The organism is Actinobacillus porcitonsillarum (assembly GCF_003101015.1).
Taxonomy (GTDB): Bacteria; Pseudomonadota; Gammaproteobacteria; order Enterobacterales; family Pasteurellaceae; genus Haemophilus_A; species Haemophilus_A porcitonsillarum.
Genome location: NZ_CP029206.1, coordinates 154,115 through 166,859 on the forward strand (window position 1 = coordinate 154,115; position 12,745 = coordinate 166,859).

A 12,745-nucleotide genomic window follows, 5' to 3' on the forward strand; every position below is an offset into this window, starting at 1 on the left:
CCGCCCCTATCGCGGCTATTGAGGACTCAAAGGTAACCTCTTTTCGTATTAAATTAGCCATCGCAAGTTCACTTTATTGCCCAAGGGAGCGTAACAGATGCAGCCATACTATCATTGTCCGTTATTAATATCAGTTGGTTAGCATGGTCACTGTATTGCACTAAAATATTAATGTTATTCTCCGCCAATACTCGTGCTATTTCGCCAAGTTCCCCCGGTTTTTCCTGTTTTAACTTACGAATTAATGGTGTCCGGATCGCAAGTACTAACAGTCCAGCTTGCTCTAGCGCTATTTTAGCTTCCTTTCCTTGTTCAACAAGAAAATGAGCATGGCATTCATCACCAACCGTAAATATCCCTCCCCCTTCCAATCCAATACCTTTATTACCTAATGTTTTTCCTAGTAATGCTAATTGTCCTATTTGATTATCTAAAACAACGTGAACATCAAACATTATCCTTGTCCTTTTTAAATGAATATTCGCGAGTAATATGAGCAATACTAATTTTGTAAAAATCAAATATTGACTCTCGCCCTTCTTGTTGAGCTTTCGCATGTAAAACATGATTTTTCCATTGCAGAACTGCGTATTCGTTTTCCCACCAAGATAGCGATAACATTTTTCCTTCTGTAGCTAGACTTTGAAAACGTTCAATTGAAATAAAACCAGCTACATGACTTAATAGTGGTCTTAACTCCTCAGCTAAAGTCAAATAGCGAGTTTGTTGGTCGGGTTGTATTTGCACCTCAAATATTACAGCAATCATATTTTTCTCCGTTATTAATCAACAAACAGAGTAATCCACCCGAAAATTAACACTTCGATAAGCAACGAAATATAGAAAGGTCATGCTGCTGTTTTATGTTGTATATCACACTTCTTTAAATTGCTCGGCCTGCGCTTATCATGTTCTCCTTCTCTTATAATTTTGTTTATTATTTATACTTTTTTATTTTTTGCTATCACCGAAAATAGTGCGGATCCCGCATGGTATTTAGGTTTACCCATCATTAAATACCATTGTTGTTATTTTAATCTTTTTAATATTTCATGATTAAGATCACACTAAAATTATGACCCTATTAACTAAAAGTTATGGATACCCTAATAAAACTCATTGTTAAAGATTAGTTAACCAAAGTAACTTCATTTTTCACTATTGTTAAATTGTTATAGTGAAAATTCTGGTAAACTAATAGAGGTAAAAAAATGATCCTAGATGCCAGTTATACATTATTAGTCGCATGTATCGCGCTACTCATAGGAATGTTTGTCGTAAAATTTACCCCGTTCCTACAAAAAAACCACATACCAGAAGCCGTCGTTGGTGGCTTTATTGTTGCAATTGTTCTGTTAATTATTGATAAAACATCAGGTTATTCGTTTACTTTTGATGCTTCATTGCAAAGTTTATTAATGCTCACATTCTTTTCCTCTATCGGGCTAAGTTCTGACTTTTCTCGACTGATTAAAGGAGGAAAGCCGTTAGTTCTATTAACTATTGCAGTAACGATCCTAATCGCCATTCAAAATACTGTCGGCATGAGTATGGCTGTCATGATGAATGAAAGTCCATTTATTGGCTTAATTGCAGGTTCAATTACTCTAACAGGTGGTCATGGTAATGCCGGAGCATGGGGCCCTATTCTCGCTGATAAATATGGTGTAACAGGCGCCGTTGAATTAGCGATGGCTTGTGCAACACTTGGATTAGTGTTGGGTGGTTTAGTTGGCGGCCCTGTTGCCCGTCATCTTTTGAAAAAGGTCTCTATTCCTAAAACAACCGAGCAAGAGCGCGACACTATCGTTGAAGCTTTTGAGCAACCAAGCGTCAAAAGAAAAATCAATGCAAATAACGTTATTGAAACCATTTCAATGCTGATTATCTGTATTGTTGTTGGTGGCTATATCAGTGCATTGTTTAAAGATACTTTTCTGCAACTGCCTACTTTTGTCTGGTGTTTATTTGTCGGTATTATTATCCGTAATACACTGACTCATGTATTTAAACACGAAGTGTTTGAGCCGACCGTCGATGTATTAGGTAGCGTTGCTTTATCGCTTTTCTTGGCAATGGCGTTAATGTCATTAAAATTTGGTCAATTGGCAAGCATGGCAGGGCCAGTATTAATTATCATTGCTGTACAAACTGTTGTCATGGTGCTATTTGCCTGCTTTGTCACCTTCAAAATGATGGGCAAAGATTATGATGCTGTCGTGATCAGCGCGGGTCACTGTGGCTTTGGTATGGGAGCAACACCAACAGCAATTGCGAATATGCAAACAGTCACAAAAGCATTTGGACCATCACATAAAGCTTTCCTTGTCGTTCCTATGGTCGGTGCCTTTATTGTTGATATTTCAAACAGTATCTTAATTAAAATATTTATTGAAATTGGTACATACTTTACCTAATAGCTACACACTACTCGGCGTACTTCTCCTAACAATTTATTATAGGGCAGTATGCCGAGCCGCTTTCTTACCCCGTATATTCCCCTAGTCAATCTATTTAGCTTGCACGTTTACGAATTAATTCTCGTGACAACTAAACCAAAATTTGAATTATGACGAGTATATCTGATTATTTATACTTTATTCGTTAGAATAGTCCGTAGAAATAAATAATCAGTAGGCTACATGGAATGAAATTAAGACATCTCGATATCTTTTATGCTGTAATGACTTGTGGTTCCTTAACGCGTGCGGCTGAAGTTTTACATATTTCTCAACCCGCGGCGAGTAAAGCACTCAAACATGCTGAGCACTGAGAGATCCCCTCATAATTTCCCCAAAACGTAACCATGTGTGAATAGATTTTGAGTAAGCAGGGTTGCAGCCACGAGTGAGTCTTCCCTTGTTATTGTGTAGCCAGAATGCCGCAAAACTTCCATGCCTAAGCGAACTGTTGAGAGTACGTTTCGATTTCTGACTGTGTTAGCCTGGAAGTGCTTGTCCCAACCTTGTTTCTGAGCATGAACGCCCGCAAGCCAACATGTTAGTTGAAGCATCAGGGCGATTAGCAGCATGATATCAAAACGCTCTGAGCTGCTCGTTCGGCTATGGCGTAGGCCTAGTCCGTAGGCAGGACTTTTCAAGTCTCGGAAGGTTTCTTCAATCTGCATTCGCTTCGAATAGATATTAACAAGTTGTTTGGGTGTTCGAATTTCAACAGGTAAGTTAGTTGCTAGAATCCATGGCTCCTTTGCCGACGCTGAGTAGATTTTAGGTGACGGGTGGTGACAATGAGTCCGTGTCGAGCGCTGATTTTTTCGGCCTTTAGAGCGAGATTTATACAATAGAATTTGGCATGAGATTGGATTGCTTTTAGTCAGCCTCTTATAGCCTAAAGTCTTTGAGTGACTAGATGACATATCATGTAAGTTGCTGATAGGTTTCCAGTTTTCCGCTCCTAGGTCTGCATATTGTACTTTTCCTCTTACTCGACTTAACCAGTACCAACCCAGCTTCTCAACGGATTTATACCATGGCACTTTAAAGCCAGCATCACTGACAATGAGCGGTGTGGTGTTACTCGGTAGAATGCTCGCAAGGTCGGCTAGAAATTGGTCATGAGCTTTCTTTGAACATTGCTCTGAAAGCGGGAACGCTTTCTCATAAAGAGTAACAGAACGACCGTGTAGTGCGACTGAAGCTCGCAATACCATAAGCCGTTTTTGCTCACGGATATCAGACCAGTCAACAAGTACAATGGGCATCGTATTGCCCGAACAGATAAAGCTAGCATGCCAACGGTATACAGCGAGTCGCTCTTTGTGGAGGTGACGATTACCTAACAATCGGTCGATTCGTTTGATGTTATGTTTTGTTCTCGCTTTGGTTGGCAGGTTACGGCCAAGTTCGGTAAGAGTGAGAGTTTTACAGTCAAGTAAGGCGTGGCAAGCCAACGTTAAGCTGTTGAGTCGTTTTAAGTGTAATTCGGGGCAGAATTGGTAAAGAGAGTCGTGTAAAATATCGAGTTCGCACATTTTGTTGTCTGATTATTGATTTTTGGCGAAACCATTTGATCATATGACAAGATGTGTATCTACCTTAACTTAATGATTTTGATAAAAATCATTAGGGGATTCATCAGTGCGTAGCATCAATTTGATTTAAGCGAGAGAAGTTTTCGGTTTGATTAGCAAAAAGAGAATAAGGAAGGCTGGCCAATATCATTACCGAATAAATATGCTGATGAACTACTTTCATATTTGTATTTAAGATGACGAAATTTATATTGTTATATTCTACTATATCAATATGTTAGAATCAATTTATATCACATAAAAAAGTATTCAAGCACTTCTAATAATATATTTAAGTATACTTATATATTCTACTTTCAAAATATTCAGTTAAAAACTTTTCTAATCTAGAAATGAATCTAATGAAACATTTCAAGATTCGATAAATTATTTATTAGAAAGCAAGTAAAAGTAGTGGAAACTTAGCTTAAGTGTTTATCTTATTATTGACTTGGATAAATGCCAGTGAGATACGTAACTCGTTAATGTTTTAGGTCGTTTTGTACTCAATGGAGAATAAAAAAACCTGTATCTAATAAACTAGGTACAGGCTTTTATGACAATCAGGCAATTCAGAAAGGAATATCATCATTCTCTATCATTTTATTTATTTCCTCTATTTGTTCTTTTGTCCATTTAACTTTAGATTTTCTTCTTTCATTCTCTTTTTCTTTTAGCAATTCTTCCATAATTCTTGGATAAACTTCCTCAGCCTTAGCAACATAGTCAGGTTGGGAGAGTAAATCTCTCACACTAAATGGACAACGTAAATATATAGTATCTTCAGCAAAACTCACTTCTGTTTTTGAAATATGCGGAGATGAATCGTCATCTTTGTATTCTAAATTTACTTTAAAAACAGCAAGCACGACTTGATTATCTGCAATTTCATATGCACCAAAAATAGTAAATAAGTCTAGAGGCAGACGATCAATTCGCTTAGCAATAGACTTCAAATCCTTATACAGTGAAATAAAATTGTAGTTACTATCTACATCAGAATAAAGCGTAGCTAATCCCATCATAAAAGTCTTAAATTCATCGTAAGACATTTTGCTTAAATCAACATTAAGAGCCATAGTGTTTTCCTTACTTGTTGTTATCGTCACCACATAAATCATATTTATGTTTTCATCGTAAACCATAATATAGAACGTGGTAAACAATGCTCAGATTTTGGATAAAATTTTGCTCAAAAAACGTTGCAAGTAACGTGAGCAATGTTGAAAAAATATCGATATAAAATTATCTCCAAAATGATACTGTTTTAATCCCTAACCATTCACTACTTTTAGGTGATATTGTGGAACAGCTCCCTGAGAACATTCATCAATAAAATCTGCCCAAGCCTGTAAAATTACAAATCGCTGTTTGATGTAATCCGCTCGGTTGTACGCCATTCGAACCCTATCTTGATTGATATGAGAAAGAGCAACCTCAATCAGATCTTTGTCATAGCCTTGCTCGTTTAAATAGGTACTCGCAATACTACGTAAACCATGAGCAACCAACTTACCGTGATAGCCCATCCTTTTAATAGCCGCATTAGCTGTTTGCGTATTTGTATGTGTTTTGGGATTACTAAAGCTCGGAAATAAATATTCTTTACCGCCACTCAATTTCTTAATTTCACGCAGTAAGGCTAAGGCTTGACGAGACAAGGTAATTTTATGCTCTCTACCCAATTCACTATTTTTGATCCCTTTTTGAATATAAATTGTCCAAATTTTATTTTTTTCATCAATATCACAATAACGAGCTGTTGCTGCTTCATTAGGTCTCGTCATTGTATAGAGTTGCCATAAAATGAGATAACGTGTCTGCAATTTAATTTGAGCAGTATTTAAGGTCATCAAAAATTCACTAAGATCCTCAGGACGGATCGTCTTAAAATGCTGTACAGTAGGGCTATCAAATTCTTTAGATAAATTTGCTACTGGGTTAGATGAAATAATATCTCTATGCAAAGCATAGTTCATAATTTCGTTCATTTTCTGAATGGAACGTTTTAATGTCTCCAGGACGCCACTTTCTTGTAAAGGTTTAAACGCTTTCAATGCCATTGGAGCTGTAACTTGAGTGATCGGTAAGTTTCCAAAGTGCGGCAATAAATTTCGTTCAATCAACCGCCAAGTATCTTTAGCATAATCGGCAGAAAAGTTTGCTCTTGTTTTTCTGTATTCAAACCAACTTTGAGCAACTTTTTCAAAGGTGTTATTCAGCTCTGTTAATTTCTTTTGGCTTTGCTGTTGGCGGTGAGAATTAGGATCGATCTCTTTGGCAAGCAAAGCCTGACATTCAGATCTTATTTGTCTTGCTTCTGAAAGAGAAATATCAGGATAATTTCCAATCGTGTAAGTCGTTCTCGCTTTTTGAATAGGTGTGAAATAACGAAATTTCCAAATTTTACTGCCAATAGGTGTAATAACAAGATAAAGTCCATCACCATCAGCCAACCAATCTCCACCAACTTTTCCAGTAGATTTAGCATTTTTAATTTGAGTATCGTTCAGTGGTTTAACTTTTGCCATAAATGCTCCTATTACAAGTATTTACGAGAGGCTAGGTACTTAACATTTACGTTTAAGTACCTAACGATAATGCCATTATACCAGTTAGGTACTTAATTAGGTACTTAATTTGTTGGATGTGATTGTTTTAAATTGGACTATATAGGAACAAAAAAGCCTTGAAAACATTTATTTTCAAGGCTTTTTCGTATTTGATAGAACTCTATCGAACTATGTTTTGGTGGAGCTGGGGGGATTTGAACCCCCGTCCGAAATTACTCTACCTTCAGCACTACACGTTTAGTCTCGTCTTTAATTTCGCTTACCCCCAGCGGACAGACACGCAAAGAATAAGCTAGCTTGATTTAATTTAGTGCTTCGATCCTCAAGCGGTGGCTTCAACACGATCTCGTTTTGGATGACTTATCGTTACCCTCGTCTTACGAGCGGAAGCTGAGGCGATAAGGCTTTAAGGCAGGTTATTAAGCTGCTAAAGCGTATTGTTCGTCGTTTGCGACTATTTTTTTGCGGTTTGTTTACGAGGCCTACCGCACCTCGACGTGCACCTTGGGCTTCGCCAATCCCGTCGAATCCAGAATCAGCCCCAAAAAGTTTGGCAATTTTAAAGGAAAGCGGTAAGATCTGCAAACTATTTTGCAAAAATACACTCAAAAGAACATCGAAACGAGATAAGAACGAAATATGAAAAACTTTGACGAACACGAAATTGAAGATGCTGAAATTGTTGAAGCAGAGAGCATTGAGCCTGATGAAGTAGAATTACTAGATGAAGATAAGCATATTGAGACAACGCATCCGGCATTGCTTTCCGCAAATATGCCTGTTACGACAGGAAATCTTGAAAGCTATATTCGTATGGCAAATCAATATCCTATTTTAACGGCAGACCAAGAAAAAGAACTTGCAGAACGCTACTATTACGATGAAGATGTTGAAGCAGCAAAACAACTGATTTTGTCCCATATGCGTTTCGTTATCCATATTGCTCGAGGCTATTTAGGTTATGGCTTACCTCTTGCGGATTTAATTCAAGAAGGCAATATCGGATTGATGAAAGCGGTAAAACGCTTTGATCCGAATGTTGGCGTTCGTTTGGTCTCTTTTGCGGTACATTGGGTTAAAGCAGAAATTCATGAATATGTATTAAGAAACTGGCGAATTGTAAAAGTCGCAACAACAAAAGCACAGCGAAAGCTCTTTTTTAACTTAAGAAAAAATAAAAATCGTTTGGCGTGGTTTAATGAAGAGGAAATCAAACGTGTTGCGCACGATCTTGGTGTATCTGAAGAAGAAGTTCGTGAAATGGAATCCCGTATGACAGGGCAAGATCTTGGGTTTGATTTGCCAAGTGGCGATGATGAAGATGAAGCATATACGCCTTCAATGTATTTAGAAGATAATAGCTCTAATTTTGCTGATGAACTGGAAGATGAAGAGCACACAGGAGAGGCTACAGCACAGCTTGCATATGCACTATCAACGTTAGATGAGCGTAGCCAAGATATTATCAAAACGCGCTGGCTAGATGAAAATAAGCTCACTTTGCATGATTTAGCTGCGAAATATCAAATTTCTGCGGAACGTGTGCGTCAGCTTGAAAATGCGGCGCTGAAGAAAATTAAAAATGCAATTACTGTTGATGCATAACAAAATACCCGCAAACAAGCGGGTATTTTTTCAAGTTTTTTGCAATTATTTAGTTAATGTTAAAACAACGCTTTCGCCTGCAACAACACTACCTGATTTTTTCTCTAAGTTAGAGATTTCATCCATATTAGAGATAACAACTGGTGTTAATACTGATTTTGCTTTTTCTTCTAATAAAGCTAAATCAAATTTGATGATTGGGTCGCCAGCTTTTACAGTTTGACCTTCTTCTGCAATGCGAGTAAAGCCTTCGCCTTTTAACTCAACAGTATCAATACCGAAGTGTACAAATAACTCTACGCCATCTTCAGACTCAATTGAGAAAGCGTGGTTAGTTTCGAAAATTTTACCAATGGTACCGTTTACTGGTGAAACAATGGTATCGCCACTTGGACGAATTGCCACGCCATCACCTACGATCTTCTCAGAAAATACAACATCTGGCACATCTTCAATATTGACAATTTCACCTGATAAAGGCGAGAAAATTTGAATTTCCTTTGATTCTTTTTGTTTAGAACCGAATAATTTGCTTAAAAAGCTCATAGAATCTCTCCATTTGTGAAAACAAAATTCCCATACATTCTATACGAGAATTTTGTTTTTGTATGCTATTTATTAAATTTTAGTTCAATTTTGCGTAAAAATCATTCACTAGACGCTCAATGTCCGCTGCGGTTGGTTGAGCAAGTGCTTCATCTGCTAATGCTTTTGCATCTGCGTAGTTAATTGAACGAGCCAGTTTTTTCACGTGAGGTACTGAAATTGCACTCATACTAAACTCATCTAAGCCCATACCAAGCAATAATGCGGTTGCACGAACATCACCTGCTAATTCACCACACATTCCGGTCCATTTGCCTTCTTCGTGTGAAGCATCAATCACTTGTTTAATTAAATTCAATACTGAAGGACTTAATGGATTGTATAAGTGAGCAATGATTTCATTACCACGATCCACCGCTAATGTATATTGAGTTAAGTCGTTAGTACCGATACTAAAGAAATCAGCTTCTTTCGCTAGATGACGAGCATTAACCGCAGCCGATGGTGTTTCAACCATAATACCTAACTGAAGATTTTCATCAAAGGCTTTACCCTCTGCACGAAGCTGTTCTTTTAACTCTGCAACGATGCGTTTCAACTCACGGATCTCTTCAACAGAAATGATCATTGGGAACATTACCGCTAATTTACCAAATGCTGAAGCACGTAATACTGCACGTAATTGAGTATCTAAAATTTCACGGCGTGTTAAACCGATACGCACAGCACGCCAGCCTAAGAATGGGTTCATCTCTTTTGGCAGATCTAAATATGGTAACTCTTTATCGCCACCAATATCCATTGTACGTAAAACAACTTGTTTACCGCCCATTGCTTCTACAATTTCTTTATACGCTTGGAATTGCTCTTCTTCGCCCGGTAATTCTGTACGATCCATAAAGAGGAATTCGGTACGGTATAAACCAACCGATTCGCCACCATTACGTAATACACCATCTACATCACGAATAGTACCGATGTTACCCGCAACTTCAATACGATGACCATCTAATGTTTCTGCCGGTAAATCTTTTAATTTTGCTAATTCTGCTTTTTCAGCAGCCACTTTTTCTTGAACGGCTTTGAATTCTGCAATTTGAGCGTCTGATGGGTTGATGTGAATTTGGTTATTTACCGCATCTAAAATTAACACATCCCCTGTTTTAACACGGCTAGTAATATCGTTGGTTCCCACAATGGCAGGAAGCTCTAATGAACGAGCCATAATTGAGGTGTGAGAAGTACGACCACCAATGTCTGTAACAAAGCCAAGCACTTTATCTAAATTTAATTGTGCTGTTTCTGATGGCGTTAAATCGTAAGCCACCAAAATAGATTCTTCTTGAATGTCGCCAAGATCAACAATGTGCATGCCTAAAATATTACGTAATAAACGGTTACCGATATCACGCATATCGCCTGCACGTTCTTTTAAGTATTCATCATCGATTTCTGAAAGTACTGCAACTTGTTGGTCAATCACTTTATTTGCAGCAACATCCGCCGTAGATAAATTATCCTTAATATAGCCAATAATTTCTTCTTCTAACTCTTCGTCTTCCAAAAGCATTAAATGCCCTTCGAAAATTGCGGCTTTTTCTTCGCCTAATGTACGCAACGCTTTCGCATGAATTGCGGTTAATTGTGCGGCTGCTTTTGCACGACCATCAAAGAATTTCGCGACTTCAGCATCAACCTGATCTGTTGTAATTTTTTGTGTGTTAAGCACAATTGGCTCTTCTTTTAAAACTAATGCTTTACCAAAAACAATACCAGGAGAAGCTGCAATACCTGAAATCATAATGTAATCCTTTTGTTAAAATGTAAAAACAATGGCAAGCCGAAACTTGCCATAAAAAAATGATCTTATTCTAAAGTAGGGATTAAATCTACTAAGAAATCAACTGCTTTTTGCTCATCTTCGCCTTCAGCAGTAATGGTAATATTAGTACCTTGAGTAAGACCTAAGGTTTGAAGTTTAAATAAACTTTTTGCGCTTGCGCTTTTACCACCAGAAGTAACAGTGATATCTGATGTAAAGCCTTTAGCTGCTTTTACAAATTCTGCTGCAGGGCGAGTATGTAAACCACTTGGAGCAGTAATAACAACGTCTTTAGAATACGCCATAGGATTTTCCTCTTTTGAACATTCAAATAAAAAATGAATCGGAATGGAAAGCCTCCATTAAATCTTTTTCACTTTACTACAAAATATATATAAATTCACGATCAAAAATAAAAAACATAGAATAATTCTTAGTTTTTAGACTGTTTTTTAGGCAAAAAGACCGATTTTAACGATTACGTGACATTTTTATCACGATTTTTCAATCTTTTTAAAGGTCATTTTCCTCTGAAAAATGGTAAACTCTCATCGCTACTTTTTTAGAACAATAATTATGTCCAAATTTTCTCCAACAGCCTTTTTTACGAAGCAAACTGCGTGGCTGATCTATTTCAGTCTCATTAGTCTTTATGCATTTAGTTTATGGGCATTAGTTCAACATCAACAATCAGAAAGTTTCTTTTCTTGGCAAGAAATGAGACATATCCTTGCTTATAGTTCATATCAAGCATTACTCTCCGCGTTAATTTCTACCGGGTTAGGTATTTTGCTCGCAAAAGCATTCTTTTATCTTGATTTTAAAGGGAAGGCGTTTTTATATAATGCGATTCAATTCGTGTGGGCACTTCCTTCTTTGGTTATTATTTTTGCGGTTATCGGCATTTGGGGAAATTCAGGATGGTTAGCTCAACTTTGGCAAACTTTCGGTTTTTCATGGCAATTTAATGTGTACGGGCTACAAGGTATTTTGATTGCCCACTGTCTCTTAAATATTCCACTCGTCACAAAATATAGCCTTTCTGCACTGATGCAAATTCCATCTAGCCAATATCAACTTGCCACTCAGCTAAACCTAACAGGTTGGGCGTATTTTCAAATTGTCGAGCTACCGGCGCTCAAGCGTTTATTGCCTTATGTTTTTATGACGGTTTTCCTGATCTGTTTTACCAGCTTTCCAATAGTGCTAATGCTAGGAGGAAGCCCTAAATACAGCACCTTAGAAGTGGCGATTTATCAAGCGGTCAGTTTTGAATTTGATTTTGCAAAAGCCGTGAAACTCATTGCCGTTCAGTTAGTGGTAGGTCTTGGCTTACAGGTAATTTTATTTCTCGTTTCTCAACGTGCATTTCAAACAAAGCTAGAGACACTAAGCATTGATATTTGGAAACCGAAAGTTCAAGGGTTCCAAAAAGTGTGCTTACAAAGTTTACTTTGGTTGCAAAGTTTGCTGATTATTTTACCGCTTGTAAGTGTGATTTGGGCTGGAATAACGGTTTCCCACTTTGTAGAACGCCTACTCAATCCTCTTTTATGGGAAGCGGTATTTTTTTCAACGATGTTAAGCCTCATCGCCTCGTTAACCGCATTAAGTATCAGCTACTTTATTGCGCTTGAAGCTCGAAAGCTTCTTTTTCGGCAACAAAAACTTCGCTATGCCCTTTTATCTAGCGCTGTTACCTACCCCTTAATTCTGCCTGTTTTTTTACTGGCAGTCGGGCTATTTCTTTTATTGAAGAATGTGGAATTATCTACCGTCCAGCTTTTGTGGCTAGTCGGTCTTTGCAATGGTATGACATTATTACCGTTTATCTACCCATTACTTTTTGCACCACTTTGGCAAACATTAACAACCCAAGATAAACTCGCCAAAAGTTTAGGTTTAAGTGGTTTTCAACGTTGGTGGGTTGCTGAAAAACACTACTTCATTCGGCCTTTTGCTCAAGCATTTGCTCTAGCAATGTCGGCAAGTTTAGGGAGCTTTGCGGTTATCGCCTTTTTTGGCAGCCCGGATTTTAGTTCGCTACCCTATTTGCTTTATCAACAGCTTGGTAGTTATAGAACAGAAGATGCCGCTGTAACTGCATTTATCCTAATGCTCTTTACCTTCTTGCCCTTTTTACTGACACGAACAAAAGCATAAACGGAG

General features: G+C 37.7%; 12 protein-coding genes and 1 other RNA gene. 4 read left to right on the forward strand and 9 right to left on the reverse strand.

What is annotated here, in order from left to right; all coding sequences use genetic code 11:
- Positions 1 to 68: 68 nt before the first annotated feature.
- Both DDU33_RS00790 and DDU33_RS00795 read right to left on the reverse strand, forming a co-directional pair.
- Positions 69 to 455, reverse strand: a complete 387-nt coding sequence (locus tag DDU33_RS00790; RefSeq protein WP_000460651.1) for a hypothetical protein — start codon at positions 453 to 455, stop codon at positions 69 to 71.
- A complete protein-coding gene (locus DDU33_RS00795) occupies positions 448 to 768 on the reverse strand; it encodes an antibiotic biosynthesis monooxygenase family protein (RefSeq protein ID WP_000562370.1) in 321 nt (106 codons plus the stop codon). The genes DDU33_RS00790 and DDU33_RS00795 overlap by 8 nt, the downstream gene beginning before the upstream one ends.
- 443 nt (positions 769 to 1,211) lie before the next feature.
- Between DDU33_RS00795 and gltS the strand changes: the two genes are divergently transcribed.
- Together gltS and DDU33_RS11030 are read left to right on the forward strand one after the other, a co-directional pair.
- A complete protein-coding gene (gltS, locus tag DDU33_RS00800; RefSeq protein ID WP_000599533.1) occupies positions 1,212 to 2,417 on the forward strand; it encodes a sodium/glutamate symporter in 1,206 nt (401 codons plus the stop codon).
- A gap of 230 nt (positions 2,418 to 2,647) precedes the next feature.
- Positions 2,648 to 2,773 carry a LysR family transcriptional regulator gene (locus DDU33_RS11030; protein WP_001303004.1) on the forward strand — a complete coding sequence of 42 codons (126 nt, stop codon included), beginning with the start codon at positions 2,648 to 2,650 and terminating at the stop codon, positions 2,771 to 2,773.
- 9 nt (positions 2,774 to 2,782) lie between these two features.
- On the opposite strand, the gene DDU33_RS00810 is transcribed toward DDU33_RS11030, so the two are convergent.
- The 4 genes from DDU33_RS00810 to ssrA form a co-directional block, all read right to left on the reverse strand.
- On the reverse strand, positions 2,783 to 3,991 hold the full coding sequence (locus DDU33_RS00810; RefSeq protein ID WP_001352368.1) for an IS4-like element ISVsa5 family transposase: 1,209 nt from the start codon (positions 3,989 to 3,991) through the stop codon (positions 2,783 to 2,785).
- A 611-nt stretch (positions 3,992 to 4,602) separates the two neighbouring features.
- On the reverse strand, positions 4,603 to 5,109 hold the full coding sequence (locus DDU33_RS00815; protein WP_108922520.1) for a hypothetical protein: 507 nt from the start codon (positions 5,107 to 5,109) through the stop codon (positions 4,603 to 4,605).
- A 195-nt stretch (positions 5,110 to 5,304) separates the two neighbouring features.
- Positions 5,305 to 6,561 carry a tyrosine-type recombinase/integrase gene (locus DDU33_RS00820; protein WP_108922522.1) on the reverse strand — a complete coding sequence of 419 codons (1,257 nt, stop codon included), beginning with the start codon at positions 6,559 to 6,561 and terminating at the stop codon, positions 5,305 to 5,307.
- A gap of 218 nt (positions 6,562 to 6,779) precedes the next feature.
- Positions 6,780 to 7,146: a transfer-messenger RNA gene (gene ssrA, locus DDU33_RS00825) on the reverse strand.
- Between the two features lie 96 nt (positions 7,147 to 7,242).
- Here ssrA and rpoH point away from each other — a divergent pair.
- Entirely contained in the window at positions 7,243 to 8,208 is a 966-nt protein-coding gene (gene rpoH / locus DDU33_RS00830) for an RNA polymerase sigma factor RpoH (protein ID WP_108922525.1), read from the forward strand.
- Between the two features lie 45 nt (positions 8,209 to 8,253).
- Here rpoH and crr read toward each other — a convergent pair whose 3' ends face one another.
- From crr to DDU33_RS00845, 3 genes are all read right to left on the reverse strand, one after another.
- Positions 8,254 to 8,754 (reverse strand): PTS glucose transporter subunit IIA, encoded by a 501-nt coding sequence (gene crr, locus DDU33_RS00835; protein ID WP_005818065.1) that lies wholly within the window; start codon positions 8,752 to 8,754, stop codon positions 8,254 to 8,256.
- Between the two features lie 79 nt (positions 8,755 to 8,833).
- Positions 8,834 to 10,555 carry a phosphoenolpyruvate-protein phosphotransferase PtsI gene (gene ptsI / locus DDU33_RS00840; protein ID WP_108922527.1) on the reverse strand — a complete coding sequence of 574 codons (1,722 nt, stop codon included), beginning with the start codon at positions 10,553 to 10,555 and terminating at the stop codon, positions 8,834 to 8,836.
- Positions 10,556 to 10,620: 65 nt separating this feature from the next.
- The gene (locus DDU33_RS00845) at positions 10,621 to 10,881 is read right to left on the reverse strand and encodes an HPr family phosphocarrier protein (protein WP_005818062.1); all 261 of its coding nucleotides are present in this window, start codon (positions 10,879 to 10,881) and stop codon (positions 10,621 to 10,623) included.
- A gap of 271 nt (positions 10,882 to 11,152) precedes the next feature.
- Between DDU33_RS00845 and thiP the strand changes: the two genes are divergently transcribed.
- On the forward strand, positions 11,153 to 12,739 hold the full coding sequence (gene thiP, locus DDU33_RS00850) for a thiamine/thiamine pyrophosphate ABC transporter permease (RefSeq protein ID WP_108922529.1): 1,587 nt from the start codon (positions 11,153 to 11,155) through the stop codon (positions 12,737 to 12,739).
- Positions 12,740 to 12,745: the final 6 nt, after the last annotated feature.